This window comes from Micromonospora sp. WMMD737 (assembly GCF_049179055.1).
GTDB classification, from domain to species: domain Bacteria; phylum Actinomycetota; class Actinomycetes; order Mycobacteriales; family Micromonosporaceae; genus Micromonospora; species Micromonospora reichwaldensis.
On the sequence record NZ_JBMHMH010000001.1, the window covers coordinates 3,812,500 to 3,838,828 of the forward strand.

25 protein-coding genes are annotated in these 26,329 nt (G+C 73.9%); 13 read left to right on the forward strand and 12 right to left on the reverse strand.

All coding sequences use genetic code 11. The features are described 5' to 3' along the window. Positions 1 to 155 precede the first annotated feature (155 nt). From ACN27A_RS16410 to ACN27A_RS16430, 5 genes are all read left to right on the forward strand, one after another. Complete coding sequence (locus ACN27A_RS16410; RefSeq protein WP_421454341.1) at positions 156 to 3,905, forward strand: multifunctional oxoglutarate decarboxylase/oxoglutarate dehydrogenase thiamine pyrophosphate-binding subunit/dihydrolipoyllysine-residue succinyltransferase subunit; 3,750 nt, start codon at positions 156 to 158, stop codon at positions 3,903 to 3,905. Between the two features lie 234 nt (positions 3,906 to 4,139). Next, on the forward strand, positions 4,140 to 4,319 hold the full coding sequence (locus ACN27A_RS16415) for a DUF6104 family protein (protein ID WP_121399674.1): 180 nt from the start codon (positions 4,140 to 4,142) through the stop codon (positions 4,317 to 4,319). 221 nt (positions 4,320 to 4,540) lie between these two features. Continuing rightward, the gene (locus ACN27A_RS16420; protein ID WP_421454343.1) at positions 4,541 to 5,275 is read left to right on the forward strand and encodes a hypothetical protein; all 735 of its coding nucleotides are present in this window, start codon (positions 4,541 to 4,543) and stop codon (positions 5,273 to 5,275) included. A gap of 171 nt (positions 5,276 to 5,446) precedes the next feature. Further along, entirely contained in the window at positions 5,447 to 7,519 is a 2,073-nt protein-coding gene (gene pta, locus ACN27A_RS16425) for a phosphate acetyltransferase (RefSeq protein ID WP_421454346.1), read from the forward strand. Further along, positions 7,516 to 8,667 (forward strand): acetate/propionate family kinase, encoded by a 1,152-nt coding sequence (locus tag ACN27A_RS16430; RefSeq protein WP_421454349.1) that lies wholly within the window; start codon positions 7,516 to 7,518, stop codon positions 8,665 to 8,667. The genes pta and ACN27A_RS16430 overlap by 4 nt, the downstream gene beginning before the upstream one ends. A gap of 88 nt (positions 8,668 to 8,755) precedes the next feature. On the opposite strand, the gene ACN27A_RS16435 is transcribed toward ACN27A_RS16430, so the two are convergent. Together ACN27A_RS16435 and ACN27A_RS16440 are read right to left on the reverse strand one after the other, a co-directional pair. Next, on the reverse strand, positions 8,756 to 9,451 hold the full coding sequence (locus ACN27A_RS16435) for a hypothetical protein (protein ID WP_421454351.1): 696 nt from the start codon (positions 9,449 to 9,451) through the stop codon (positions 8,756 to 8,758). Positions 9,452 to 9,456: 5 nt separating this feature from the next. Continuing rightward, positions 9,457 to 9,627, reverse strand: a complete 171-nt coding sequence (locus ACN27A_RS16440; protein ID WP_421454353.1) for a hypothetical protein — start codon at positions 9,625 to 9,627, stop codon at positions 9,457 to 9,459. A gap of 158 nt (positions 9,628 to 9,785) precedes the next feature. Between ACN27A_RS16440 and ACN27A_RS16445 the strand changes: the two genes are divergently transcribed. Both ACN27A_RS16445 and ACN27A_RS16450 read left to right on the forward strand, forming a co-directional pair. Next, positions 9,786 to 10,673, forward strand: coding sequence for an alpha/beta hydrolase family protein (locus ACN27A_RS16445; RefSeq protein ID WP_421454356.1), 888 nt, complete (start codon positions 9,786 to 9,788; stop codon positions 10,671 to 10,673). Between the two features lie 54 nt (positions 10,674 to 10,727). Beyond that, the gene (locus ACN27A_RS16450) at positions 10,728 to 11,723 is read left to right on the forward strand and encodes an alpha/beta hydrolase family protein (protein ID WP_421454359.1); all 996 of its coding nucleotides are present in this window, start codon (positions 10,728 to 10,730) and stop codon (positions 11,721 to 11,723) included. Between the two features lie 88 nt (positions 11,724 to 11,811). Here the strand turns inward: ACN27A_RS16450 and ACN27A_RS16455 are convergent, their stop codons facing one another. From ACN27A_RS16455 to ACN27A_RS16465, 3 genes are all read right to left on the reverse strand, one after another. Beyond that, positions 11,812 to 12,774: a zinc-binding dehydrogenase gene (locus ACN27A_RS16455; RefSeq protein ID WP_421454361.1), complete on the reverse strand. Its 963-nt coding sequence runs from the start codon at positions 12,772 to 12,774 to the stop codon at positions 11,812 to 11,814. A 97-nt stretch (positions 12,775 to 12,871) separates the two neighbouring features. Then, positions 12,872 to 14,047, reverse strand: coding sequence for an NAD(P)-dependent malic enzyme (locus tag ACN27A_RS16460; protein WP_421454363.1), 1,176 nt, complete (start codon positions 14,045 to 14,047; stop codon positions 12,872 to 12,874). Between the two features lie 140 nt (positions 14,048 to 14,187). After that, entirely contained in the window at positions 14,188 to 14,538 is a 351-nt protein-coding gene (locus tag ACN27A_RS16465) for a S24 family peptidase (RefSeq protein WP_421454366.1), read from the reverse strand. 86 nt (positions 14,539 to 14,624) lie between these two features. On the opposite strand from ACN27A_RS16465, the gene sodN reads away from it, so the two are divergent. Further along, positions 14,625 to 15,029: a superoxide dismutase, Ni gene (gene sodN / locus ACN27A_RS16470; protein WP_088998581.1), complete on the forward strand. Its 405-nt coding sequence runs from the start codon at positions 14,625 to 14,627 to the stop codon at positions 15,027 to 15,029. A 203-nt stretch (positions 15,030 to 15,232) separates the two neighbouring features. After that, a complete protein-coding gene (locus ACN27A_RS16475; protein ID WP_132231108.1) occupies positions 15,233 to 15,640 on the forward strand; it encodes an ATP-binding protein in 408 nt (135 codons plus the stop codon). A 42-nt stretch (positions 15,641 to 15,682) separates the two neighbouring features. Here ACN27A_RS16475 and ACN27A_RS16480 read toward each other — a convergent pair whose 3' ends face one another. Next, positions 15,683 to 16,072, reverse strand: coding sequence for a hypothetical protein (locus ACN27A_RS16480; protein WP_421454369.1), 390 nt, complete (start codon positions 16,070 to 16,072; stop codon positions 15,683 to 15,685). A 43-nt stretch (positions 16,073 to 16,115) separates the two neighbouring features. On the opposite strand from ACN27A_RS16480, the gene ACN27A_RS16485 reads away from it, so the two are divergent. After that, positions 16,116 to 17,066, forward strand: a complete 951-nt coding sequence (locus tag ACN27A_RS16485) for a diacylglycerol/lipid kinase family protein (protein ID WP_357580022.1) — start codon at positions 16,116 to 16,118, stop codon at positions 17,064 to 17,066. Positions 17,067 to 17,516: 450 nt separating this feature from the next. Then, entirely contained in the window at positions 17,517 to 17,774 is a 258-nt protein-coding gene (locus ACN27A_RS16490) for a WhiB family transcriptional regulator (protein ID WP_007072794.1), read from the forward strand. 90 nt (positions 17,775 to 17,864) lie between these two features. Here ACN27A_RS16490 and ACN27A_RS16495 read toward each other — a convergent pair whose 3' ends face one another. The 4 genes from ACN27A_RS16495 to ACN27A_RS16510 all read right to left on the reverse strand — a co-directional run bounded on the left by ACN27A_RS16495 (position 17,865) and on the right by ACN27A_RS16510 (position 21,430). Continuing rightward, positions 17,865 to 18,605: a sirohydrochlorin chelatase gene (locus tag ACN27A_RS16495; RefSeq protein WP_421454373.1), complete on the reverse strand. Its 741-nt coding sequence runs from the start codon at positions 18,603 to 18,605 to the stop codon at positions 17,865 to 17,867. A gap of 98 nt (positions 18,606 to 18,703) precedes the next feature. Continuing rightward, positions 18,704 to 19,489: a phosphoadenylyl-sulfate reductase gene (locus tag ACN27A_RS16500; protein ID WP_357580021.1), complete on the reverse strand. Its 786-nt coding sequence runs from the start codon at positions 19,487 to 19,489 to the stop codon at positions 18,704 to 18,706. Next, positions 19,486 to 19,644 carry an IS1 family transposase gene (locus tag ACN27A_RS16505; RefSeq protein ID WP_121399684.1) on the reverse strand — a complete coding sequence of 53 codons (159 nt, stop codon included), beginning with the start codon at positions 19,642 to 19,644 and terminating at the stop codon, positions 19,486 to 19,488. The genes ACN27A_RS16500 and ACN27A_RS16505 overlap by 4 nt, the downstream gene beginning before the upstream one ends. A 70-nt stretch (positions 19,645 to 19,714) precedes the next feature. After that, entirely contained in the window at positions 19,715 to 21,430 is a 1,716-nt protein-coding gene (locus ACN27A_RS16510) for a nitrite/sulfite reductase (protein ID WP_421454377.1), read from the reverse strand. 311 nt (positions 21,431 to 21,741) lie between these two features. On the opposite strand from ACN27A_RS16510, the gene ACN27A_RS16515 reads away from it, so the two are divergent. Beyond that, complete coding sequence (locus tag ACN27A_RS16515; protein WP_421454380.1) at positions 21,742 to 21,870, forward strand: hypothetical protein; 129 nt, start codon at positions 21,742 to 21,744, stop codon at positions 21,868 to 21,870. 165 nt (positions 21,871 to 22,035) lie between these two features. After that, a complete protein-coding gene (locus tag ACN27A_RS16520; RefSeq protein WP_421458493.1) occupies positions 22,036 to 23,433 on the forward strand; it encodes a glycosyltransferase family 39 protein in 1,398 nt (465 codons plus the stop codon). A 36-nt stretch (positions 23,434 to 23,469) separates the two neighbouring features. Here ACN27A_RS16520 and ACN27A_RS16525 read toward each other — a convergent pair whose 3' ends face one another. Together ACN27A_RS16525 and ACN27A_RS16530 are read right to left on the reverse strand one after the other, a co-directional pair. Then, complete coding sequence (locus ACN27A_RS16525) at positions 23,470 to 25,086, reverse strand: histidine kinase N-terminal domain-containing protein (protein WP_421454381.1); 1,617 nt, start codon at positions 25,084 to 25,086, stop codon at positions 23,470 to 23,472. Between the two features lie 25 nt (positions 25,087 to 25,111). Then, positions 25,112 to 26,143 carry an SIS domain-containing protein gene (locus ACN27A_RS16530; protein ID WP_421458495.1) on the reverse strand — a complete coding sequence of 344 codons (1,032 nt, stop codon included), beginning with the start codon at positions 26,141 to 26,143 and terminating at the stop codon, positions 25,112 to 25,114. Positions 26,144 to 26,329: the final 186 nt, after the last annotated feature.

Here is a 26,329-nt window from a genome sequence, read left to right on the forward strand (position 1 = left end):
GGCATCTTCTGTGAAACGGGCCACGGGTCGGAGGCGGAAATGCCTGTGGCATCCGTACGGCGTAGCCTGGGAGCCGTCTCGTGCGCGCTCGAAGGCAGGGCGACACCGGACACCGCGTGACACACAAACCCGCGTGAAAGAGGCGATTACCGGCCGTGTCGACCCAGCAGACTTCGCAGGAGAACCCACTGGCGGGTTTCGGTCCGAACGAGTGGATCGTCGAGGAGATGTACCAGCGCTACCTCGCCGACCCCACCAGCGTCGATTCGGCCTGGCACGACTTCTTCGCGGACTACCGCCCGGCGCCCGGCGCCGGGAAGCCGCGCGGAACTGAGCAGGCCCCGAAGCCGGCCGCCAAGCCGGAGCCCGCCGGCCAGCAGGAGGCGGCCACCGCGGTCGCGCAGCCGGCGGAGAAGAAGCCGGCGGAGAAGAAGCCCGAGGCCAAGCCGGAGAGCAAGCCGGAGAAGCCCGCCGCCAAGGCCGCCCCGGCCAAGCCGGCGCCCGCGAAGGCGGCCCCCGCCAAGCCCGCGGCCACCAAGCCGACCGCCACCGGCCCGCAGACCACCCCGCTGCGCGGCGTGGCCGCGAAGATCGTCCAGAACATGGACGCCTCGCTGGCCGTGCCGACCGCCACCAGCGTGCGCGCCGTCCCGGCCAAGCTGCTGGTCGACAACCGCATTGTGATCAACAACCACCTCGCCCGTGGGCGCGGTGGCAAGGTCAGCTTCACCCACCTCATCGGCTACGCGATGGTCCGGGCCCTGGTCGCCCACCCGGAGATGAACAACTCCTTCGCCGAGGTCGACGGCAAGCCGGTCATGGTCCGGCCGGAGCACGTCAACCTGGGCATCGCGATCGACCTGGCCAAGCCGGACGGCAGCCGCAACCTGGTGGTCCCCTCCATCAAGGCCTGCGAGCAGATGGACTTCCGGCAGTTCTGGCAGGCGTACGAGGACGTGGTCCGGCGCGCCCGCCGCAACGAGCTGACCATGGACGACTACTCCGGCACCACGATCTCGCTGACCAACCCCGGCGGCATCGGCACCGTCCACTCGATGCCGCGGCTCATGCAGGGGCAGAGCGCCATCATCGGCGTGGGCGCGATGGAGTACCCGGCCCCCTACCAGGGCATGTCCGAGGCCACCCTGGCCGAGCTGGCCGTCAGCAAGGTCATCACCCTCACCAGCACGTACGACCACCGGATCATCCAGGGCGCCCAGTCCGGCGAGTTCCTGAAGGTCATGCACGAGCTGCTGCTCGGCGAGCACGGCTTCTACGACCAGATCTTCACCTCGCTGCGCATCCCGTACGAGCCGGTGCGCTGGATGCGCGACGTCGCGGTCAACAACGAGGGCCAGATCAACAAGACCGCCCGGGTGCACGAGCTGATCCACGCGTACCGCGTGCGCGGTCACCTGATGGCCGACACCGACCCGCTCGAGTTCAAGATCCGCAAGCACCCCGACCTGGACGTGCTCCAGCACGGACTGACCCTCTGGGACCTCGACCGCGAGTTCCCCGTCAACGGCTTCGCCGGCAAGCAGCGGATGAAGCTGCGCGCCGTCCTCGGCGTGCTGCGCGACTCGTACTGCCGGCGCGTCGGCATCGAGTACATGCACATCCAGGACCCGGAGGAGCGGCGCTGGATCCAGGAACGGATCGAGCGCAAGTACGAGAAGCCGTCGGCCGACGAGCAGAAGCACGTGCTCAACCGGCTCAACGCCGCCGAGGCGTTCGAGACCTTCCTCCAGACCAAGTACGTCGGGCAGAAGCGCTTCTCGCTGGAGGGCGGCGAGTCGCTGATCCCGCTGCTCGGCGAGGTGCTGGAGGCCTCCGCCGAGGGCGGCCTGGACGAGGTCGTCATCGGCATGGCCCACCGTGGCCGGCTCAACGTGCTGGCCAACATCGTCGGCAAGCCGTACGAGAAGATCTTCTCGGAGTTCGAGGGGCACCTGGACCCGCGCTCCACCCAGGGCTCCGGCGACGTGAAGTACCACCTCGGCCAGAACGGCAAGTTCACCACGCCCGACGGCGACCACGCGGTCAAGGTCTCGGTGGTGGCGAACCCGTCGCACCTGGAGGCCGTCGACCCGGTGCTGGAGGGCATCGTCCGGGCCAAGCAGGACCGGATAGACCTCAAGCTGGAGGGCTACACCGTGCTGCCGCTGGCGGTGCACGGTGACGCCGCCTTCGCCGGCCAGGGCGTGGTCGCCGAGACCCTCAACCTCTCGCAGCTGCGCGGCTACCGCACGGGCGGCACCGTCCACGTGGTGGTCAACAACCAGGTCGGCTTCACCACCGCCCCGGAGTACAGCCGCTCCAGCCTCTACAGCACGGACGTCGCCCGGATGATCCAGGCGCCGATCTTCCACGTCAACGGCGACGACCCCGAGGCCGTGGTCCGGGTCGCCCGGCTGGCCTTCGAGTACCGGCAGGCGTTCAACAAGGACGTCGTCATCGACATGGTCTGCTACCGCCGGCGCGGGCACAACGAGGGCGACGACCCGTCGATGTCCAACCCGCAGATGTACAAGATCATCGACTCGAAGCGGTCCGTCCGGAAGCTCTACACCGAGGAGCTGATCGGGCGCGGCGACATCACCGTGGAGGACGCGGAGGAGCTGCTGCGCGACTACCAGTCGCAGCTGGAGCGGGTCTTCAAGGCCACCCGCGACGCCGCCACCACGCCGCGGCAGCTCAGCCGCCCCAAGCGGGAGGACGAGCCGGAGCCGCAGGTGGAGACCGCCACCGACGCGGCCGTCGTCAAGGCCGTCGGCGAGGCGCACGTCAACCTGCCGGAGGGCTTCACCCCGCACAAGCGGATCCAGCAGCTGCTCGACCGGCGGGCCAAGATGTCCGTCGAGGGCAACATCGACTGGGGCTTCGGCGAGATCATCGCGTTCGGCTCGCTGCTGCACGACGGGGTCACCGTCCGGCTCGCCGGTCAGGACTCCCGCCGGGGCACCTTCGTCCAGCGGCACGCCTCCGTGGTCGATGCCAAGACCGGCGACGACTACCTGCCGTTGCAGTCGCTGACCGGCGACGGCGAGCGGTCCCGGTTCTTCGTGCACGACTCCCTGCTCAGCGAGTACGCGGCGATGGGCTTCGAGTACGGCTACTCGGTGGAGAACATCAACGCGCTGGTCGCCTGGGAGGCGCAGTTCGGCGACTTCGTCAACGGCGCCCAGTCGGTGATCGACGAGTTCATCTCCTCCGGCGAGGTGAAGTGGGGCCAGCGCTCCGCCGTCACCCTGCTGCTGCCGCACGGCCACGAGGGCCAGGGCCCGGACCACACCTCCGGTCGCCCGGAGCGGTTCCTGCAGATGTGCGCCGAGGACAACATGCGGGTGTCGATCCCGACCACCCCGGCGAACTACTTCCACCTGCTGCGCCGCCAGGCGCTCTCGCCGAAGCGCAAGCCGCTGGTGGTGTTCACGCCGAAGTCGCTGCTGCGGCACAAGCTCTGCGTCTCCCCGGTCGAGGACTTCACCACCGGCACCTTCCAGCCGGTGCTGCCCGACTCGGGTTCTCCGGCGCCGGAGCAGGTGAAGCGGGTGCTGCTCTGCTCGGGCAAGGTCTACTACGACCTGTTCCAGGCCCGCGCCGAGCGGGGCGTCACCGACACCGCGATCATCCGCATCGAGCAGCTCTACCCGATGCCGGTCGAGGAGATCCGGGCCGCCCTCGCGGCGTACCCGAACGCGGAGGACTTCGCCTGGGTGCAGGAGGAGCCGGCCAACCAGGGTGCCTGGTCGTTCGTCGCGCTCAACCTGCTGGAGCACCTGTCGGACGTACGGCTGCGCCGGATCTCCCGCCCGGCCGCCGCCGCCCCGGCCGTCGGCTCGGCGAAGATGCACGAGGTCGAGCAGACCGCGCTGATCGAGGCGGCCCTGCCCCGCCCGTGACCTGACAGCACCGCCGACCGGGGCAGGGACCGTCACGACGACGGCTCTGCCCCGGTCGCCGTCCCGGCCGTCCCGCACGCGACGGCACCTGTCCGCACCGGCGCGGGAATCCGGCGCCCGGCCACACCAGCACGAGAATCCGGCGGGCTTCGGCCTTACCGGAGCGAGGCCCGGCGGGGCCGGCCCTTGCGGAGCGTCGGGACGCACACCGACCACGAGGAGGCAACGGAGAGCATGTACTTCACCGACCGAGGCATCGAGGAACTGGTCCAGCGCCGGGGCGACGAGCAGGTCAGCATGGAGTGGCTCGGCGAGCGTCTGCGCGACTTCGTCGACCTCAACCCCGAGTTCGAGACCCCGATCGAGCGATTCGCCACCTGGCTGGCCCGCCTCGACGACCCCGACGACGAGTAGCCCTACCCGAGTCGACGGGCCCGGCGTTACAGTGACGTCGGTCTGTCCGCTCGACGGGTCGGGGCACGGCATGCAGACGCGCAGGGGGCGCCACGGTCACGCCGGCCGACGGCGCCCACCGCTCTCCCGCCCACGCACGCGCGCCGGGGCGACCAGGGCCCCGGAGCGACCGGCCGAAGGCCCCGGAGCGATCGGGGCCCCGGAGCGACCGGCAGAGCGCCGTGTTTGACGGCTGGGAGGACGTCGCCGAGGTTCCGGGCGCGCGGGAGACGCTGGAACGACACGGTCGCGTCCTGCGCGAGGAACTCCTCGGGGTCGCCGCCCACCTCGCCCCCGGGCGGAGGCTCCCCGTTCCGATGTCCCGGGAGCCAAAGGACCACCTCCGGCACGAACCACTCTGGTACGCCCGCCGGGCCACGCTCCGTCTCACCGCCGACTTCGGCTCGGTCGAGGTCGTCCGGCACATCGCGCACCGGCTCGCGGCGCAGGGCTGGCACACCACCCTCGACGCCTCCTCGACGGCGGTCGCCACCGCGTCGGCCACCCGCGACGGTTTCCTCCTCTGGGTCATGGCGTACCCCGGCCTGTCCCGGGCCGACCTCGGCGGCAGCACCCCGCCCGTCCTGCTCTATGCGGATCCGGCCGGCGCTGCGGTCCGCCCCCCTCCCCCTCCCGCCCCGCCGGAGCGGTTCGTACCGCCCGAACCGGTCGTCACCGAGGCCACCCGCGAGCCCGGTCAGGTGCTCTGCCCCGACTGCGACGGGATCGGCTGGTGCCCGGAGTGCCTCACCCGGGGATACCTCCTCGACGACGACAGCGGCGCGCGGCGGCGGTGCGTCGTCTGTCTCGGGTCGAGGGTCTGCCCGGGTTGCGGCGGCTTCGGCCAGAAGGCTCTCGCTGACATGCCCCTCTGGGAACGCCGGCAGTACCCGGACGCGCCCGGCGCCCCCCGCTGACGCCGGCCCGTCCTCCAGGTGGCGCGGACGCGCCCTCCCACCGCCACCCAGACTTGTTGATCATGAAGGTGTTGCCCTCCACTCCGGCGTGTCGCCGCAACAACTTCATGATCGACGAAAGGGGGGCGAAGGACCCGAGCCGGGGATCCGAAGATCTTCTAGGGTGGGTGGGTGGCGCGGAGTGTGTACCTGACCAGCGTGGGATCCGGCGGCGGAAAGTCGACAATCGCCCTCGGCCTGGCCGAGTTGTTGTCCCGGCAGGTCGAGCGGATCGGCGCGTTCCGGCCGCTGGTCCGGGGGCACGGCCCCGACCCGATCCTCGCCCTGCTCAGTGACCGCTACCGGATCGAGCTTCCGCTGGCCGACCTGAGCGGCACCAGCTACGCCGAGGCGACCGCGCTGGTCGCCGACGGGCGGCGGGAGCAGCTCATCGCCGGCATCGTCGAGCGCTACCGGGAGGTCGAGCGGCGCTGCCCCGCCGTGGTCGTGGTCGGCAGCGACTTCGCCGACGGCGGCGACGGGGCCGGCCCCCGCGAGCTGGCCTTCAACGCCCGGCTGGCCACCGAGTTCGGCAGCGTGGTGGTGCCCGTCGTCGACGGCTTCGGGCAGGAGCCGGCGGCGATCGCGGCCGCCGCGCGCGGGGCGTACCACGATCTGGAGGACCTGGGGGCGACGGTGCTGGCGGTGATCGCCAACCGGGTCCCGGGCCCGATGACGCTGCCCGAGCTGCCCGTCCCCACGTACGCCATCCCGGAGGTGCCGACCGTGTCGGCGCCGACGGTGGCCGAGGTGGCGGCGGCGCTCGGCGCCACCCTGCTCGCCGGTGACGACGACGCGCTCAGCCGCGACGTGCTCGACTACGTGGTGGGCGCGGCGCACGTGCCGACGCTGCTGGACCACCTGACCGACGGAGCTCTGGTGATCACCCCCGGCGACCGGGCCGACCTGCTGGTGGCGGCGAGCGCCGCGCACGTGGCCGGGCAGGTCTCCGTCTCGGGGCTGGTGCTGACCCTCGGCGAGCAGCCCGACCCGCGCGCGATGCGGCTGGTCGAGGGCCTCAACACCGGGCTCGCGGTGCTCTCCGTGCCCAGAGACAGCTACGACACCGTGGCCGCGTCCAGCCGGATCGAGGGGCGACCCAGCGCGGCCAACCCGCGCAAGGTGGAGGCCGCGCTCGGCGCGTTCGAACGCTGCGTGGACACCGACGACCTGGCCCGCCGGCTGCGGGTCAGCCGCTCCGAGCGGGTCACCCCGCTGATGTTCGAGTACGACCTGATCGACCGCGCCCGGGCCCGGCGCCGGCACCTCGTGCTGCCCGAGGGGGCGGAGGAACGGATCCTGCGGGCCACGGAGATCCTGCTGCGCCGGAGCGTCGCCGACATCACCCTGCTCGGCCGCCCCGACGACGTCGCCCGGCGCACCCGCGAGCTGGGCATCGACATCACCGGCGCCCAGGTGGTCGACCCCGTCACCAGCGGGTGGCGCGACGAGTTCGCCACCACGTACGCCGAGCTTCGCGCGCACCGCGGCATGACCGCCGACCTGGCCCACGACGTCGTCGCCCAGCCGAACTACTTCGGCACGCTGATGGTCCAGACGGGGCACGCCGACGGGATGGTCTCCGGCGCGACGCACACCACCGCCGCAACCATCCGTCCCGCGTTCGAGATCATCCGCAACGTGCCGGGCGTCTCGGTGGCCTCCAGCGTCTTCTTCATGCTGCTCGCCGACCGGGTGCTGGTCTACGGCGACTGCGCCGTCAACCCCGACCCGGACGCCGCCCAGCTCGCCGACATCGCCATCTCCTCGGCCGACACCGCCGCCCGGTTCGGCATCGAGCCCCGGGTCGCGATGCTCTCCTACTCCACCGGCAGTTCCGGGGCGGGCGCCGACGTGGAGAAGGTCGCGGCGGCCACCAAGCTGGTCCGCGAGCGCCGGCCCGACCTGCTCGTCGAGGGGCCCATCCAGTACGACGCGGCCATCGACCCGGCCGTGGCGGCGACGAAGCTGCCCGGCAGCGACGTCGCCGGCCGGGCCACGGTCTTCATCTTCCCGGACCTCAACACCGGCAACAACACGTACAAGGCGGTGCAGCGCTCCGCCGGGGCGGTGGCCGTCGGGCCGGTGATGCAGGGCCTGCGCCGGCCGGTCAACGACCTGTCCCGGGGCGCCACCGTGCCGGACATCGTCAACACCGTGGCGATCACCGCCATCCAGGCCGCGGCCACCGAGGAGTCGTCATGAGCGGTACCGCCGCCCCGCAGGAGCGCCCGGCCGGTCGCGTCCTCGTCCTCAACTGCGGGTCGTCGTCGGTGAAGTACCGGCTCTTCGACGGCGACCGGGTGGTCGACAAGGGCACCGTGGAGCGGGTCGGCGAGGCCGGCGGCGGTCCGGCCGACCACGAGACGGCCGTCCGGGGCATCCTCGACGGGCTGGACCTGACCGGGCTGGCCGCCGTCGGGCACCGGGTGGTGCACGGCGGGAGGCGGTTCGGCGAGCCGGTGCTGATCGACGACGCGGTGCTGGCCGCGATCCGCGACCTGGTCCCGCTCGCGCCGCTGCACAACCCTGCCAACCTGGCCGGCATCGAGGTCGCCCGGGCGGCGCTGCCGGACGTGCCGCAGGTCGCCGTCTTCGACACCGCGTTCCACACCACCCTGCCCGAGGCCGCCGCGACCTACGCGATCGAGCGGGACACCGCCGAGCGGTACGGCATCCGGCGCTACGGGTTCCACGGCACCTCGCACGCGTACGTGTCGCGGCGCACCGCCGAACTGCTCGGCCGCCCGTACGCCGAGGTGAACACGATCACCCTGCACCTCGGCAACGGCGCGAGCGCCTGCGCGGTGGCCGGCGGCCGGAGCGTGGCGACCTCGATGGGGATGTCCCCGCTGGAGGGCCTGGTGATGGGCACCCGCAGCGGCGACCTGGACCCGACCGTGATCTTCCACCTGCGCCGCGAGGGCGGGCTCTCCGTCGACGAGATCGACGACCTGCTCAACCACCGCAGCGGCCTGCTCGGACTGACCGGCGCCAACGACATGCGCGAGGTGCTCGCCCGCCGGGCGGACGGCGACCCGGCAGCGGCGCTCGCCTTCGACGTCTACTGCCGGCGGATCACCGGCTACGTGGGGGCGTACTACGCGCTGCTCGGCCGGGTGGACGCCGTCACCTTCACCGCCGGCGTGGGCGAGCACGCCGCGCCGGTCCGCGCCGCCGCCCTGGCCGGCCTGGAGCGGCTCGGCATCGCGGTGGACCCCGAACGCAACGCCGGCTCCGGCGACCGGGTCATCTCGCCGGAGGGCGCCGAGGTGACCGTCTGCGTCGTCGGCACCGACGAGGAACGCGAGATCGCCCTACAGACCCGCGCGGTGGTCGAGGCCACCGCCTGACCGCCCAGGCCGCAACGGCAAGCGCCCGTCGCGCCGGCGAGCCTGTCGCTGGCCGATGGGTCGAGTCCGCGCGCCAATGCCGTCGGCCTCAGCGGCGGGCCTTGCCCCGCCGCCGGGCGGCCCGGGTACGCCGGACGCGGTCGCGCCCCGGCCTCCGCCGGGGCGGTGCGGGGGCGGGCCGGTCGAGCATCCCCGTCGGAACGAGGGCCGCGAAGAGGAAACCCCCGCCCAACGCCGCACCCAGCAGCCCGAACGGGACGCCGCCCCAGGAGTTGAGGAAGAAGACCGAGTCGTCGGTGTTGCCGTTGGCGGCCACGAACTCCGCCGGGCGCTCCGGATCGACCCAGAGCATCATCTCCGCCGGGGGGTCCTCGGTACAGCCGCCCGCCGAGCCGCAGAGGATGCGCTCGTTGTGCTGGACGCCGCCGTACTCGTACCAGACCTGGACGGTGTCGGTGCCGCCGCCGCGTCCGACGGTGTCGCGGCGGTCGCTCACCGTGGCCCGCACCGGGATGCCGTCCGCCCGCAGCCGCTCCGCCTTGGCGTGCAGGTGCCACTTGTACGCCCCGATGGCCACCGCGTACGTCAGGCCCGCGAGCAGCAGTACCAGGCCGAGGGCGGCACTGCCCCGGTGGACGCCGCGAAGACCGGAGCGGAGCCTCCGCCACCGCCCCGGGCCCGCCGCCGGCTCCGGGTTTTCCCTCGGCAGCTCCCCCGCGCCCGGCTCAGGGCTTACCGTCGGCGGCTCCCCCGCGCCCGGCTCCGGGCCTCCAGGCGGCGCCACGCCGCTCAGCCCAGCGCGAGCCAGGCGAGGAGGGCGACCAGCACGACCGCGACGACCACCGCGCCGACGAGCAGCGGCGTCCGGGACGCGCCGGTCGGTGCCTCGGGCTCGGCGGTGTGGGCGTAGGCGCGGAACGCCTCGGTGTTGCCGCTCGGGTCGGTGCGGTTCTCAGGCATGGCGGTGACCCTAGCCAAGCCGGTTGCGCGCCGCCGTCCCCGGCGCGCGTCCCGGGGTCAGGTCCAGCCGGCCGGTGGAGACGATCCGCCCGGGTGGTGAGGGCGTCCGGTCCGGACGGCGGGACCACTGCGGGCCGCCGGGCACCTACCGTGAATCCGTGGGGACAAGGCGGCTGGTCGCCGTGCTGATGACGACGTTGCTGGCCGGTTGCGCCCCGGCGGGAGCCGCCGCGCCCGGCACACCGCCGGCCCGCCCGGCGCCCGTGGCCGCCTACGCCGTCGGCGTACGCACGTTCACCGTCGACCCGACCTCGGCGCGTCCCCTGCCGGTGACCGTCTGGTACCCGGCGGAGGGCGACGCGGTGGCCGCCGGGCGCTTCCCCGTGGTGGTCTACAGCCACGGGCTGCACAGCCTGCCCGAGCTGCACGCCGGCCTGACCGCGCGCTGGGCCGCCGCGGGGTTCGTGGTCGCCGCCCCGGCCTACCCGCACACCCGGCGGGGCGCGGCCCGGTTCAGCCGTGCCGACGTACGCCACCAGCCGGCCGACGGCTGGCGGCTGATCCGGCACCTGACGCGGCTCGACGCCCGCGCCGGAGACCCGCTCGCCGGGCACCTCGACGTCACCCGGGTCGCCGCCGCCGGCCACTCGGCGGGCGGCTTCACCACGGCCGGCATGTTCACCTCCGGACGCTCGGGGCGGCTACGGGCCGGCATCGTGATCGCCGGTGGCGGAACGGCCGGCAGCTTCGCCGGTCCGGCGGCCCCGCTGCTCTTCGTGCACGGTACGGCGGACAAGATCGTGCCGGTGACGGTCGGCCGCGCCGCGTACCAGCGCACGACCGGCCCCACCGCGTTCCTGAGCCTGCTCGGGCAGGGCCACGGCGAGTACCTGAACCCGGGGCGGCCCGGCTTCGACCAGGTCCTGGCCACCACGACGGACTTCCTCCGCTGGACGCTCTACGGCGACCCGGCCGCCGGCCGCCGCCTGCCCGGCGACGCCCGCCGCCCCGGCGTGACGCTCTACGAGACCCGCCCCGCCCGCTGACCACCGCGTCGATCCCCGGCGGGCGGGGGCGGGCCGCGAGGCACAATCGTTCCCATGCCGCGTCGTGTCACCCCCGCCCTGTTCGCCTCCGCACTGCTCACCGCCGGTCTGGTCGGCTGCTCCGACGACGCCGGGCCGGCCCCGCAGGCGGCAGGCTCCCAGGCGGCCCCGCAGGTGACGGCCTCGGCGCCGCCCGCACAGGCGGCCGGCCCCACCCCGCAGGTGCCCGTCGGCACCGCACCCGAGAAGGCCTTCGCCGTCGGCGTACGGCAGCTGAAGCTGAACCGCGACGGGAAGCGCCCGCTGCCGGTGACCGTCTGGTACCCGGCGGCCGGAAAGCCCGGCGGGCAGCCGGAGCGGTCGGCGGACGCCGCCACGGGGAAGTTCCCCGTGGTGATGTTCAGCCACGGGTTGAGCGCCCGGCCGGCCGACTACGAGACGCTACTCACCCGCTGGGCGGCGGCCGGGTTCGTGGTGGCCGCGCCGACCTTCCCGCACACCGCCCGGGGTGGCGACGGCAACGTGCTCGACGTGCTCAACCAGCCGGCCGACGTGTCGTACGTGCTGACCCAGGTCCTCGCCCTCGACGGCAAGGCCGGCGACCCGCTGCGCGGCCGGCTGGCCACGGACCGGGTGGCGGCGGCCGGGCACTCGGCCGGCGGGGTGACCACCATCGGCCTGTTCACCGCCGGCCGGGACGAACGGCTGGACGCCGGGGTCGTCTTCGCCGGCACGGCGCTCGGCGTCGGCACCGCCTTCGCGGGCGCCGCCGCCCCGCAGCTCTTCGTGCACGGCGAGGCCGACGAGGTGGTCGAGTACGCCGCCGGCAAGGCCGCCTACGACCGGGTGCCCTGGCCGAAGGCGATGCTGAGCCTGCCGAAGGGCGACCACGGCCGGGCGCTGCTCAGCGACGGCGCCTCGCTGCGGGTGGTCTCGGACACCACTGTCGAGTTCCTGCGCTGGTCGCTCTACGGCGACCAGGCCGCCAAGGGCCGCATCCCCACCGACGCCGCCCGCGACGACGTCGCCACCCTCGACAACCGCCTCTGACCGACGGCGGCCTCCCTGCCCAGGGGAGGCCCACGGCGACACCGACGGCGGCCTCCCCGACCAGGGAGGCCACCGGCGACGGCGGGACTCAGGCGGTGTGGTCGACGACGACCTTGCCGAAGACGTCGCCGGAGTGCAGGCGGGCGAAGGCGTCGGCGACCTCGCTGAACGGGAGCACGGAGTCCACCACCGGGCGCACGCCGCGCTCGGCGCAGAACGCGAGCAGGGCGGCCAGCTCGTCGGGGGTGCCCATCGAGGTGCCGAGGATCTCCAGCTGCATGGCGAAGACCCGGCGCAGGTTGACCTTCGGCTCGTGTCCCGAGGTGGCGCCGGAGACCACGATCCGGGCCATCGGCGCGGCGGACTTCAGCGAGTGGTCGAAGGTGGCCGCGCCGACCGTCTCGATCACCACGTCGACCCGCTCCGGCAGCCGGGCGCCAGGCTCGACGGCGGTGGCGCCCAGCTCGGCGATCCGTTCCCGCTTGGCGGCGTCGCGGCTGGTCGCGTACACCCGCTTGCCCATCGCGGCGGCGAGCGCGACGGCCGCGGTGGCCACGCCCCCGCCAGCGCCCTGCACCAGCACGGCGTCGCCCTCGTCGACCCGGCCCACGGTGGTCAGCATCCGCCACGCGGTCAGCCAGGCCGTCGGCAGGCAGGCCGCGTCGGCCGCCGCCAGTCCCGCCGGCAGGGCCAGCAGGTTCGACCGGGGTACGGCGACCCGCTCGGCCAGCGTGCCGGGGAAGTGCTCCGAGAGGATGGAGATGCCGCGCGGGTCACCCGGGGTGGGGATCACCGGGTAGACGACGACCTCGTTGCCGTCCGGGTCCACGCCGACGGCGTCGCAGCCGAGGATCATGGGCAGCTGCTCGGCGCGCAGCCCCACCCCCCGCAGGGACCAGAGGTCGTGGTGGTTGAGGGAGCTGGCCCGCACCTGCACGGTCACCCAGTCGTCGGCCGGGTGGGTCGGCTCGGGCTGCTCGCCGACGGTGAGCGCGGCGAGCGGGTTGGCGTCGTCGAAGCGGGAGGCGAAGGCGGCACGCATGATCGGCACGGTAACAAGCCGAGCCCCCGACAAGAAGGGCACCGACGTGTAGGGAAGGGCTCCTTCCTGTCGCCTGGGCGACAGGAAGGAGCCCTTCCTTGAACTTTCAGCGGGTGACGCCGTCGCGGCGGGCGGCCTCGGCGACCGCCTCGGCCACCGCGGGGGCGACCCGGGGATCGAGCGGGGACGGGACGATCGCCTCCGCGGTGAGCGACTCGGCCACCACGCCTGCGATCGCGTCGGCGGCGGCGACCTTCATCCCCTCGGTGATCCGGGTGGCCCTGGCGTCCAGCGCGCCCCGGAACACACCCGGGAAGGCCAGCACGTTGTTGATCTGGTTGGGGTAGTCGCTGCGGCCGGTGGCGACGACCGCCACGTGCCGGGCGGCCACCTCGGGGTGCACCTCGGGCGTCGGGTTCGCCAGGGCGAAGACGATGCCGCCGGGGGCCATGCCGGCGACCGCCGCCTCGGGGATCTGCCCGCCCGAGACGCCGATCAGCACGTCCGCGTCGCGCAGCGCCTCGGTGATGTCGCCCTCGCGACCGTCGGCGTTGGTGGCCGCCGCCAGCTCGGCCTTGGTGCCGGTCAGTTCGGGCCGGTGCCGGCCGATGATCCCCTTGGAGTCGCAGACCACCACCTGGTCGGGGTTCACGCCGCCGGCGATCAGCATCTTCGTCACCGCGACCCCCGCCGCGCCGGCGCCGCTGACCGTCACCCGCAGGTCGCCGAGCTTGCGGTCGAGCAGCCTGGCGGCGTTGCGCAGGGCGGCCAGCACGACGATCGCGGTGCCGTGCTGGTCGTCGTGGAAGACCGGGATGTCCAGGGCCTCGTCGAGCCGGCGCTCCACCTCGAAGCAGCGCGGGGCGCTGATGTCCTCCAGGTTGATCCCGCCGAACGACGGGGCCAGCGCCCGCACCACCGCCACGATCTCGTCCACGTCCTGCGTGTCCAGGCAGACCGGCACCGCGTCGACGCCGCCGAACTGCTTGAACAGCACCGCCTTGCCCTCCATCACCGGCAGCGAGGCGCGCGGGCCGATGTTGCCGAGCCCGAGTACGGCCGAGCCGTCGGTGACGACCGCGACGGTGTGCGACGCCCAGGTGTAGTCGTCGGCGAGCGTCGGGTCGGCGGCGATCGCCTCGCAGACCCGGGCCACACCCGGGGTGTACGCGAGGGAGAGGTCCTCGCGGCTGGTCAGCGGGACGGTCGAGGCGACGGCCATCTTGCCGCCCCGGTGCAGCCGGAAGACGGGATCAGCGGGGTCCACGGTGGAGGATGACATGGTGACTCCAGGATCTGTCGAGCAGACGGGGCGGCCGGCGCGGACGCGAGGTGAGGCGCCGAGCGGCGGCACGCGGTGCGGGGGTCACCCGGGCACGTCTGGAGCATAGTGTCGCCACCGTCACACCGGTGTGAGCGGGGTCATATCCGCTGTGGGCGCACCCGGGCGGGCCGGGGCCAGTAGCGGGCCACCACGCGGCCCCGCACGTCGGCCACCCCGTACGCCCGGGAGTCGTCGGTGACCAGGTCGTTGTCGCCGCGCAGCCACCACCCGCCGTCCTGGACGCGGATCGCGCGCTTGACCACGAGCAGGTCGGGGCGGCTGCGGAAGACCGCGACCACGACGTCGCCGGGGCGGACCGCCCGGCCGCCGGGGCGGACCAGCACCGCGTCGCCGTGCCGCAGCGTGGGCGACATGGACGGACCGGTCACCAGTACGGCGGTCAGCGGCCACCGCAGCCGGGGGGCCACCGTCGGGTGATCGGTCCCCATCGGTTTCCCCTCCACCCGGCCTCCCCGGAGCGCGTCCAGGAGTAATGTCGTCTTGGATCATCGCAAACTTCCCATGGAGGATCCTGATGCGACTTCCGCGCATCCTTACGCCCCGCGTGACCGCCAGCGCCCACTGCGACCTGCCCTGCGGCGTCTACGACCCGGCCCAGGCCCGGATCGAGGCCGAGTCGGTGAAGGCGATCTGCGAGAAGTACCAGGCCAACACCGACCCCGAGTTCCGCACCCGCGCCATCCTGATCAAGGAGCAGCGCGCCGACCTGGTGAAGCACCACCTGTGGGTGCTGTGGACCGACTACTTCAAGCCGGCCCACTTCGAGAAGTACCCGCACCTGCACCAGCTGTTCAACGAGGCCACCAAGCTGGCCGGCGCCGCCGGCGCGAAGGGCGGCACCGACCCGTCCAAGGCCGACGAGCTGCTCCAGAAGATCGACGAGATCTCCAAGATCTTCTGGGAGACCAAGCAGGCGTGACCCTCTCCGGTCCGCCGACGATCCGGCCGGCACGTCCCCAGGGCGTGCCGGCCGTCGTCGTCATGGCGCACGTCATGGCCGGGCCCGGACCCGCTCCCACCAGCCGGGCGGGGCGCGCTGACGGGTCCCGCGGGCGGGAACGTGGCGGTCCCCACACGTTCGGGCGACCGAGCGGGTAGAGTCCCCGACCGGGGGGATGAGTGGTGACTCAACTGACCGGGCAGCCGACGACCGACGACGACGTCGTGCACCTCACCGTGCCCGCGGACGGGGGCTACCTCGGGGTGCTACGTACCGCCACCGCGGGGCTCGCGGCGCGGCTGCAGTTCGCCCTCGACGAGATCGAGGACCTGCGCATCGCCGTCGACGAGGCGTGCGCGATGCTGCTCGCCATCGCCACCCGCGACGCGGAGCTCGACTGCCGCTTCGCGGTCACGGACGACGCGCTCACCGTGGAGGTGACCGTGCCGACGGTCCGCGGCGCGACGCTCCCCGCCGAGTCGTCCTTCGCCTGGAAGGTGCTCACGGCGCTGACCACGGCGGCGGCCGCGACGGCCTCCGACGGTCGGGCCACCATCTCGCTGCTCACCCGCCGCGCCTCCGGCTACTGACCGGCCGCCCGTCCGGCGCCTGGCCGCGCGGGCCCGGCGGGGTCACTCGAAGCCGAGCGCCCGGGTGGTGGGGGTGCTCACCAGCAGAGCGGTCATCCCGAGGCCGAGCGCCATCAGCGGTACGCCGAGCCACCCCATCCCGCCCTGGACCATGAACCAGCCGATGGGCAGCAGCATCAACTGGAGCACGATCGCCGGGGCCCGGGCTCCCGCCTTCCGGTGCGCCAGCGCGCCGCCCAGCGCCCAGAGGGCCGCCGCCGCGCCGATGGCGAACGCGGTCACGAGCAACGCCGACGTGAGGTCGGTGGTCGTGGCGGTGAGATCGGCCCAGAGCAGCCACGCGGCGACCAGTCCCACGGCGACCGCCTCGGCCCGCAGCAGCCGGACCGCCCAGCTGAGGGTGGCGGGGATCGGGTCGGAGTCGATGGTCACGCGCGCCACGATACCCGTGGTGGCGCGCGGTACAGTGCCGCCCATGCGGGCCGTCCTGGTGGTCAATCCGAAGGCCACCACCACCAGCGAGCGCAGCCGGGACGTCCTGGTCCGGGCACTGCGCAGCGAAGTCGACCTGTCCGTGCGCTACACCCGGCGGCGGGGGCACGCGACCGACCTGGCGCGCGAGGCGGCCGAGGAGGGCGTCGACGTCGTCGTGACGCTCGGTGGCGACGGCACGGTCAACGAGGTCGTCAACGGCCTGATGGCGGCGCAGCCGCCGACCATCCCCGCCAGCACCACGCCGGCCGAGCGGCTGCCCGCCCTGGCGACCGTGCCGGGGGGCTCGACCAACGTCTTCGCGCGGGCGCTGGGCCTGCCCCGGGACTGGCCGGACGGGACCAGCATGATCCTGGAGGGCCTGCGGCTGGGCCGCTACCGGACGATCGGGCTCGGCCGGGCCGACGACCGCTACTTCACCTTCTGCGCGGGCTTCGGCCTCGACGCGGCCGTCATCCACCGGGTGGAGCAGGCCCGCCGGCGGGGCCGGGTCTCGACGCCCGCGCTCTACTTCCGGTCCACCGCGGCCCAGTACTTCCTCAACTCCGACCGCCGCCATCCGGCGATCAGCCTGGAGCGCCCGGACGAGTTGCCGGAGGGCGAGCTGGCGACGGTCATCATCCAGAACACCGCGCCGTGGACGTACCTGGGCGACCGCGAGGTCAACCCGAACCCGGAGGCGTCGTTCGACCTGGGCCTGGACGTGCTCGCCCTGCGGCAGCTCCGGGTGGCCAGTACGACACGCACGGTGACGCAGTTCTTCTCCCGGACCCCGGATCCGCACGGCCGCCAGGTGCTGCGGCTGCACGATGTCGCGGAGTTCACCCTGGTCTCGGCCCGTCCGCAGGCGTTCCAGCTCGACGGCGACTACCTTGGCGAGCGGGAGAAAGTCAGATTCACATCCATTCCCGCCGCACTGAGAGTAATCTGCTAGGTCTCGGGTACTGCCCTAGGTCGACGCGGCCGCGACACCGGACCGATGCGACGGCCGCCACACCGAGGGGCTGTGCCGGAAATGTCAGCAATGTCACGCGGACTGTACTATATTGATCCTCGACAGTGGTACGCCGGGTAACCAGGAAGGTGCTGGAATCCGGACAAAGGGGTTGTGGGCTTGCTCACCGCCCGGAGTTTTTCCGAGCGTCACCCTTGACATCCCGGGCGTTCGTGAAAGTATTCACAAGCGAACTTGAGTTACCGGGACATTGTTTGGATAGGCTCGTCAGGTTGAGCTGTTCCAGCAGGTCCGCGGGGCCGACACAGCCTGCTCACGCACTGCCGAATAGGCGTACGCGAACCGTCACCATTCGGCGCTGCGGATGCATATAGGAAAAGCAACAGAAGCAATCTCTGCCACCCACCCAGAATGAGGAGTGTTGCCGCCATGGACTGGCGTCACCATGCTGTCTGCCGCGACGAGGACCCGGAGCTGTTCTTCCCGATCGGGACGTCCGGGCCGGCTCTCCTGCAGGTCGAGCAGGCCAAGGCCGTCTGCCGGCGCTGCTCCGTGACCGACCAGTGCCTGCAGTGGGCGCTGGAGTCCGGTCAGGACGCCGGCGTCTGGGGCGGGATGAGCGAGGAGGAGCGGCGGGCTGTCAAGCGCCGCGGTGGCCTCCGGGTGCTGCGCGCTCACTCCGCCTGATCCCCAACGCACCAGTCAGTACGCCCCGGCCGGGTACGCCCGCCGGGGCGTACTGCTGTCCGGTGGCCGTACCGGTGATCCGGCCTCCGGTCACGACCCGGCCGTGAGCCCAGCCACCCGGCTCGCCGCGTCCACGCGCCGCAGGACCAGCTCGGCCAGCTCCGGCGCGTCGGTCAGCGGGGCGGACACCGCCACCGCACCGGCGCCCCGCGCCGCCGTGGCGACGGCGTCGTGGAACAGGCCCGGAGCCAGGAAGTACGCCGACACCGCCACCCGCCCGGCGCCCCGGGCACGCAGCCGCGCCACCGCCGCCGCGACAGCCGGCGGGGCCGCCGAGGCGTACGACACGCGGGTGGGCACGCCGAGACCGGCGCGCAGCGCGGCGGCCACCCGGCCCACCGACCCGCGCGCCCGGGCGTCCCTGGTGCCGGCCGCGGCCAGCACCAGTCCGTCGAAGCGCCCCGCCCCCGCCTCCCCCAACCTCCGGTGCAGGCCCGCCAGCAGAGCGGCGTCCACCGCCCCGTCGGCCGGGCCGAGCACGTCGGTCACCCGTACCGCGATCGGGGACCCCGACTCCCGGGCGGCCGCGACCGCCGCCGGGACGTCCACCCGCCGGTGGTACGCCGCCGTGAGCAGCAGCGGCACCAGCACGGCCCGGGGGTGCCCGGCGGCGGCCAGGTTCCGCAGCACGGTCGCCGGCCCCGGTTCGGTGTGGTCCAACCAGCTCGCCAGCACCGGCGTGCCCGGCCGGGCGGCCGACACGGCCCGGGCCAGCGCCCGGGTCGCCTCGGCGGCCCTCGGGTCCCGGCTGCCGTGGGCGACCAGGACCACCGGGTCGGCCGCCTCCGACGGCCCGACCGGCCGCCACGCCCCGGCCGCCCCTGACGACCCGGGCGTTCCCCACGCGGGAGAGCCCGGGACCGGCCCGGTCAGACGTGCAGGCCGCACTCGGTCTTCTCGAACATCGCCCAGCGGCCGGCCCGGGGGTCCTCCCCCGCCTTCGTGCGGCGGGTGCAGGGCCAGCAGCCGATCGAGCCGTAGCCCTGCTTGAACAGCTCGTTGACCGGCACGTTCCAGCGGGCGACGTAGGCGTCCACGTCGGCCTGCCGCCAGGCCGCGATCGGGTTGACCTTGACCTTGCCCCGGCGCGCGTCGAAGGTCACCACCGGCGTGTTCGCCCTGGTCGGCGACTCGTCCCGGCGGAGCCCGGCGGCCCAGGCGTCGTAGCCGGCGAGCGCCCGCTCCAGCGGCTCCACCTTGCGCAGCTGGCAGCAGTCGTCCGGAGCCTTGTTGAACAGGCGCGGGCCGTACTGGCCGTCCTGCTGGCCCACGGTCAGGCGCGGCCGGATCGAGCGCACGTTCACCGGCAGCGTCCGGGCCACCTCGTCGCGGACCCGGAGCGTCTCCGGGAAGTGCAGGCCGGTGTCGAGGAAGACCACGTCCACCCCCGGGGCGACCCGGGAGACCAGGTGGGCCAGCACGGCGTCGGCCATCGAACTGGTGACGCAGAACCGGGCGCCGAAGGTCTCGGCCGCCCAGCGCGCGATCTCCAGCGCCGGCGCGCCCTCCAGGTCCCGGCCGGCCGCCTCGGCCAGCGCGCGCAGCTCGTCGGGGTCGCGCCGGGCCGCGTCGGCCGGAGCCGGAGCGCCCAGGCCGACCAAACCCAGACCCGCCGCCGAGACGAGACCGGGCCGGTCGCCCGTGCCCCCGCTCACCGGGCCACCGCCCGGCCGAGCAGGCCGGTGAACTTCACCGTGAACACCCGGGCGCACGCGTGGCACTCCCAGGCGCCGTGGCCGGCCTCACTCGGCCGCAGGTCCTCCTCGCCGCAGTACGGGCAGTACAACGGCGCGGAACGGGTCTCGCTCATCGCGTCACCTCGCTTCGCTCGGCACCGCGATGAGGCCCCACGACACCGCTGATTCGCTCGCTTCGATCGCTCATCGGAGTTCCTCCTCGTCGACCCTGATCACCCAGTTGGCGAACGTCTCGCCCGTCTCCCGGCCGGCCAGGTAGCGCCGGGCCAGCCGCTCCACGTACGCCGGAAGCTCCTCGGCGGTGGTCTTCAGACCGCGCAGCTTGCGGCCGAACCCGGCCGTCTGTCCCTCGGCCATGCCGAGCCCGCCGCCGAGGTGGACCTGGAAGCCCTCCACCTGCCGGCCGTCCGGGCCGACAACGAGCTGGCCCTTGAGGCCGATGTCGGCGACCTGGGTGCGGGCGCAGGCGTTGGGGCAGCCGTTGAGGTGGATGGAGATGTCGGCGTCGAAGTCGCGCAGCCGCTCCTCCAGCCGGGCCACCAGTTCCTCGCCGCGCGCCTTGGTCTCGACGATGGCCAGCTTGCAGTACTCGATGCCGGTGCAGGCCATCGTGCCGCGCCGCCAGGCCGACGGCTGCGCCTCCAGGCCGATCCCGCGCAGCTCGCGCACCAGCGAGTCGGTCCGCTCCGGCGCCACGTCCAGCACCAGCAGCTTCTGGTACGGGGTCAGCCGCACCCGCCCGCTGCCGTGCGCCTCGACCACGTCGGCCAGGCGGGCGAGCTGCCCGCCGGATACCCGGCCCACCACCGGGGCAGCCCCGACGTAGTTGCGCCCGTCGCGCTGCGGGTGCACCCCGATGTGGTCCACCGGCCGGTCGGGCAGCTGCGGGGCCGGACCGTCGAGCAGCGCCCGCCCCAGGTACTCCTTCTCCAGCACCTCGCGGAACTTCTCCACGCCCCAGTCGGCGACCAGGAACTTCAGCCGGGCGCGGTTGCGCAACCGGCGGTAGCCGTAGTCGCGGAAGATGCCGACCACGCCCGCCCAGACGTCGGGCACCTCCTCCAGCGACACCCAGACGCCGAGCCGCTTGGCCAGCATCGGGTTCGTGGACAGGCCGCCGCCGACCCAGACGTCGAAGCCCGGCCCGTGGTCCGGGTGGTCCACCCCGAGGAAGGAGATGTCGTTCGCCTCGTACGGGGTGTCGACGAGCCAGGAGATGGAGGTCTTGAACTTGCGCGGCAGGTTGGAGTACGCCTTGTCGCCCACGTAGCGGCGGACGATCTCGTCGACCGCCGGCGTCGGGTCGAGCAGTTCGTCGCGGGCCACCCCGGCGACCGGGCTGCCCAGCACCACCCGCGGGCAGTCGCCGCACGCCTCGGTGGTCTGCAGGCCGACCGACTCCAGGCGGCGCCAGATCTCCGGCATGTCCTCGACCCGGATCCAGTGGTACTGGATGTTCTGCCGGTCGGTGATGTCGGCGGTGTCCCGGGCGAACTCGCGGGAGATGTCCGCGACCACCCGCAGCTGCGGCAGGGTCAGCTCGCCCCCGTCCACCCGGACCCGGAGCATGAAGAACTCGTCCTCCAGCTCGTGCGGCTCCAGCACGGCCGTACGGCCGCCGTCGATGCCCGCCTTGCGCTGGGTGTAGAGGCCCCACCAGCGGAAGCGGCCACGGAGGTCCTGCGGATCGATCGAGGCGAACCCCTGGTGGGCGTAGATGTTCTCGATCCGGGCCCGTACGTTCAGCGGGTCGTCGTCCTTCTTGATCCGCTCGTTGGGGTTGAGCGGCTCGCGGTGACCGAGCGCCCACTGACCTTCACCTCGGGGCCGGCGGGGGGTCCGGGCCGGTCGGGGGGACGTCGGGTCCCCGGCCCGGGCCGGGATGCTGCTGACCGCCATGGCGGCGTCCTCCGTTGTCTGCGGTGCCTCGGGAACACGCAAGGCGCGCGGCCGACCCGTCGGAACGGGCTGGCGACAACGGTGTCGGAACAGCCGGCGCGCGGCGCGCCCGAGACAGAGTGGTCGGGCGTCGTCAGTGGGCCGGACAGATCGCGCTGCGCACGCGGCCGTAGTCGACGTGGCGACGAGCCACGAAGCGGCGGACGACAGCGGCGGTCATGGAAGTCATGCTGCCACACGCGAGGGGGGCCGGCCAACGAGTGCGTGCGGGATCCCACATCACGGGCCACACCCCACCCACGGTCGGTCTGGTGGAACGGGTGCAGCGCCAACGCGGCGAGACTGGGCCGGGGGCCGGGCTCTACCGGCAGTCGCTGCGCGAGATCCTGCCCCATTTCGTGGCCGCGTGCGGGGAGCACGGGGTGGCTGTCGAGGGCTGACGCCGGCCCTGATCGGCGGATCGGCGGATCGGGCGGCCGGACTGTGTGACGCTGCGGTGTGTGACCGGTTCCGCTGACCCGCCCGGCGAGCCCGTCCCGCCGCCGGGCGAGGGGACGGGCGGGCCTACGAACGAGGCGACGGGCGCGCCGGGCCACACGGGCCGGCTGATCTGGATCGCGCCGACGCTGCTCACCCTGGCTGTCGTGCTGACCGGGATCGACCACGCGCAACTGTGGCGCGACGAGTTGGCCACCTGGAGCGCGGCGAGCCGGTCGCCCGGGGACCTCGTCCGGCTCGCCGGCACCATCGACGCCGCCACCAGCCCCTACTACCTGTTCATGCACGCCTGGGTGGCCGTCTTCGGCGACTCGGTGGCCGCGCTGCGGCTGCCCGCCGCGCTGGCCATGGCCGCCACGGCCGGGCTGACCGCGCTCCTCGGGCAGCGGCTGCTCGGTGCCCGGGCCGGGCTGCTCGCCGGGCTGCTCTTCGCGATGCTGCCGGGCACCTCGCGCTACGGCCAGGAGGCCCGCCCGTACGCGCTGGCCACGCTCTTCGCCGTGCTGGCGACCCTGCTGCTGGTCGCGGCGCTGACCCGGCCGGGTTGGGGCCGCTGGGCCGGGTACGCCGCCGCCGTGGCCGCGCTCGGCCTCGTCCACCTGGTCGCGCTCACCCTGCTCGCCGCCCACGCGGTGGCGGTGTTCGCCGCTGCCCGCGACCGGCCGCCGAACCGCCCGCTGCGCTGGGTGCTCGCCCTGGTGCCGGCGGCGCTGCTGTTGGCACCGCTGGTGTTGCTGGCCAGAGGGCAGCGGTCCCGGCAGCTCGGCTGGGTGGACACCGCCCGGCTGACCGACCTGACGACGCTGCCGACCGGGGTGGCGCAGAGCGGGGTGGTGGGGGGTCTGCTGCTCGGCCTCGCGGCGCTCGGCGCGGCACGCCTGGGCCGGCGCGCCCTGCTGCCCGGGCTCGCCGTGCTGCTGCCCGTGCTGCTGCTCTTCGCCGCGGGGCTGGTCGTACCGCTCTGGGTGCCCCGGTACCTCGTCTTCGTGGTGCCCTTCGCCTGCCTGCTCGCGGGCGCGGCGCTGGCGACGGTGCCGCTGCCGCCCGCGCTGGCCGTCGTCGCCCTGGCCGGGCTGCTCGGGCTGCCCGACCAGGCGGCGCTGCGGCGTACCCACGAGTGGCCGCGCAGCGCGACGGTGGACTACCGGGGTGCGGCCCGGATCGTCGCCGACGGTCAGCGGCCGGGCGACGCGGTCGTCTACTCCCCCCGGGAGAGCTGGCTCTTCCTCGATCTGGGTTTCGCGTACCACCTGGGCGACCGTCGGCCCCGCGACGTGCTGGTGACGCAGGACCAGGCCCGCCGGGGCGACCTGTGGGCCGCCGAGTGCGCCCGCCCGGCCGAGTGCCTGGCCGGCGCGGAACGGGTCTGGCTGGTCGTGGCCGGCCGCCGCGACGATCCGCTGGCCGCCGTCGCAGGTGCCAAGGGCGACGCGCTGCGCGCCGGCTACACCGTCGAACGGGTCTGGCCGCGCCCGGGACTCACCGTCGCCCTGCTCACCCGCTGACCAACCCGCCCCGGCCTCGCGTCGGTGCGTCCGCGATCAGCCGGCGGGACGGCCCTCGGGGGCGTTGCGCACCAGCGGGACGACGAGCGTCGCCTCGGTGCCGCCCTTCGCGCCGTCGCGCAGCTCGATGGTGCCGCGCAGCTCGCCGGTGACCAGCGCGCGGACGATCTGCAAGCCGAGGTTGCCGCTCCGCTCGGCGTCGAAGTCGGGCGGCAGTCCGCGCCCGTTGTCGGTGACCGAGACGTGCAGCATCTTGCGGAACCGGTGCGCCGACAGCACCACCTCCGGCTCGACCGGACCGGCCGCCTCCGCCACCGGCGCTCCCGGGGCGGGCGGCCCGGCCTCGGCCGGGGCGGGGGTTCCGGGGCCGGACGGGCCGGCGGGCGTCTCGGCGGCCGGCGGGAAGCCGTGCTCGACGGCGTTGAGCAGCAACTCGTTCAGCACCATCACCAGCGACGTGGCGACCTCGGCGGGCAGCACGCCGAAGCTGCCCTCGCGCCGCATGCCGACCGTGGCCTCCGTCGCGGCCACCTCCGTGGCGGCGCTGGCCACCCGGTCGACGATGCCGTCGAACTCGACCGCCTCGTCGCTGGACATGGAGAGGGTCTCGTGCACCAGCGCGATGGAGGCGACCCGGCGTACCGACTCCTCCAGGGCGACCCGGGCCTCCGGCATGGACACCCGGCGGGCCTGGAGCCGCAGCAGGGCGGCGACGGTCTGGAGGTTGTTCTTCACCCGGTGGTGGATCTCCCGGATGGTGGCGTCCTTGGTGATCAGGGCGCGGTCGCGGCGGCGTACCTCGGTGATGTCGCGGACCAGCACCAGCGCGCCGATCGGCACCCCGGCGGGCATCAGCGGCAGGGCCCGGGTGAGCATCGTCGCGCCCCGCGCGTCGATCTCCCGGCGGGGCGGCGCCTCGCCGCGCAGCGCCGCGAGGATGCCGTTCGCCGCGTCCGTGCCCTCCAGCGGGTCGCTCGCCAGCCGGCGGTGCAGCGCCGCCAGGTCCTCGCCCACCAGGTGGGAGGCGTAGCCCAGCCGCCGGTACGCCGACTGCGCGTTCGGGCTCGCGTAGGTGACCTTGCCGCCGGCGTCGAGCCGGACCAGCCCGTCGCCGACGCGCGGGGCCGACGTGGTCTCCCCGGGATGGCGCGGCGGCGGGAAGGTCCCGTCGGCGATCATCTGGGCCAGGTCGTCGGCGGTGGTGAGGTAGTTCAGCTCCAGCTGGCTCGGGGTGCGCGCGGTGGAGAGGTTGGTGTCCCGCCCCACCACGGCGATCACCTCGCCGGCCTCCCCGTCGGTGGTGCGCAGCCGGACCGGGATCGCCTCGTGCCGGGCCGGTACGTCGCCGTACCAGACCGGGTCGCCCTCCCGCCAGATCCGGCCCTGCCGGTGGGCCACCTCCAGGTGGGCCACCTCGGGCCCGCCGACGATCCGCCCCACCTGGTCGTCCAGGTACGCGGTGGGCGCGGTCGTCGGCCGGACCTGGGCGACGCAGAGGAACGCGCCGTCACCGTCCACGGGCACCCAGAGCAGCAGGTCGGCGAAGGACAGATCGGACAGCAACTGCCAGTCGCCGGCGATCCGGTGCAGGTGGTCGATGTCGGCCGGGCGGAGGCGGGTGTGCTCCTCGGCGAGGTTGCGCAGCGTGGACACGTCGACCAGCGTGCCACGACGGGCGTCACATCGTCGCGGTGACCTTCTTCAGCCCGCGCGGCGCGTCCGGGTCCTCGCCCCGGGCGAGCGCCAGCGCCAGCGCCAGGCGCTGCAACGGCAGGATGTCCAGCAGCGGCGCGTGGCGCTCGTCGACCTCGGGAACGGCCATCCGGGTGGCGCCCTCGACGTCGGCGGAGCCGACCACCACCACGTCGGCGCGGCGCTCGCCGAGGCGGGGCAGCACCTCGCCCATCGACCGGCCGCCCGGCCCGGAGCCGACCACCGCGAGCACCGGCACGTCCGGGTCGGTCATGGCGAGGGGGCCGTGCAGCAGGTCGGCGCCGGAGAACGCGAGCGCCGGCAGGTAGGAGGTCTCCATCAGCTTCAGCGCGGCCTCGCGGGCGGTCGGGTACGCGTACCCCCGACCCGTGGTGACCAGCTGGCCGGCGAACCGGTAGCGGGGCGCGAGCTGGGTGGGGGTGGTGTCCTCCAGGGTGCGCGCGGCCAGCTCGGGCAGGGCGGCGAGCGCCTCGCGTTCGTCGGCGGGCAGCGCGCCGTCGCCGGCCCGGACGCCCTCGACGAGCATCAGCAGGGCGAGCAGCTCGGCGGTGTAGGTCTTGGTGGCGGCCACCGCGCGCTCGTGCCCGGCGGCGATGTCGACGCTGAGCTCGGCGACGCCGGCCAGCCGGGAGTCGGGCGCGTTGGTGACCGCGAGGGTGAGCGCGCCGGAGGCGCGGGCGGTCCGCAGCACCTCGGCGAGGTCGGGCGAGCCGCCGCTCTGGCTGACGCCGACGACCAGCGCGTCGGAGAGGTCCGGCTTCGCGCCGTAGAGGGTGACGACGCTGGGCGAGGCGAGGCCGGCGGGCAGGCCGAGCCGGATCTCGGTCAGGTACGCCCCGTAGAGGGCCGCGTGGTCGGAGGTGCCCCGGGCGGTGAAGACCACGTGCCGCGGGCGGCGTTCCGCGATGACCGCCGCCACCCGGGCAATCGCCCCGGCGTGTTCGGCGGAGAGCAGCCGCTCGTAGCCCGCCGGCTGCTCGTCGATGTCGGCCGCCATGCCGGCCCCTGCACGCGTCACGGAAACTCCTCCCACTGCGCGGTTGCCGCGCGTTTCCTGCTCAGTCTTGCACGTTTGAGCCGGCCTGAGCAATCGAACGAACAGTAGTGCGCAGATGATCACCATCTCGGCGCAACATCACCTAGGCTTGCCCGGCCCCACCGACCGACGAGCGAGAGGACGACG

What these genes read in the sequence shown, in the direction of transcription:
- ACN27A_RS16415 (WP_121399674.1), top strand. Translation starts at nt 4,140, where the DNA reads ATGTACTTCACCGACCGAGGCATCGAGGAACTGGTCCAGCGCCGGGGC.
- ACN27A_RS16430 (WP_421454349.1), top strand. Translation starts at nt 7,516, where the DNA reads ATGAGCGGTACCGCCGCCCCGCAGGAGCGCCCGGCCGGTCGCGTCCTC.
- ACN27A_RS16440 (WP_421454353.1), bottom strand. Translation starts at nt 9,627, where the DNA reads ATGCCTGAGAACCGCACCGACCCGAGCGGCAACACCGAGGCGTTCCGC.
- ACN27A_RS16450 (WP_421454359.1), top strand. Translation starts at nt 10,728, where the DNA reads ATGCCGCGTCGTGTCACCCCCGCCCTGTTCGCCTCCGCACTGCTCACC.
- ACN27A_RS16460 (WP_421454363.1), bottom strand. Translation starts at nt 14,047, where the DNA reads ATGTCATCCTCCACCGTGGACCCCGCTGATCCCGTCTTCCGGCTGCAC.
- ACN27A_RS16465 (WP_421454366.1), bottom strand. Translation starts at nt 14,538, where the DNA reads ATGGGGACCGATCACCCGACGGTGGCCCCCCGGCTGCGGTGGCCGCTG.
- sodN (WP_088998581.1), top strand. Translation starts at nt 14,625, where the DNA reads ATGCGACTTCCGCGCATCCTTACGCCCCGCGTGACCGCCAGCGCCCAC.
- ACN27A_RS16485 (WP_357580022.1), top strand. Translation starts at nt 16,116, where the DNA reads ATGCGGGCCGTCCTGGTGGTCAATCCGAAGGCCACCACCACCAGCGAG.
- ACN27A_RS16490 (WP_007072794.1), top strand. Translation starts at nt 17,517, where the DNA reads ATGGACTGGCGTCACCATGCTGTCTGCCGCGACGAGGACCCGGAGCTG.
- ACN27A_RS16505 (WP_121399684.1), bottom strand. Translation starts at nt 19,644, where the DNA reads ATGAGCGAGACCCGTTCCGCGCCGTTGTACTGCCCGTACTGCGGCGAG.
- ACN27A_RS16510 (WP_421454377.1), bottom strand. Translation starts at nt 21,430, where the DNA reads ATGGCGGTCAGCAGCATCCCGGCCCGGGCCGGGGACCCGACGTCCCCC.
- ACN27A_RS16530 (WP_421458495.1), bottom strand. Translation starts at nt 26,143, where the DNA reads ATGGCGGCCGACATCGACGAGCAGCCGGCGGGCTACGAGCGGCTGCTC.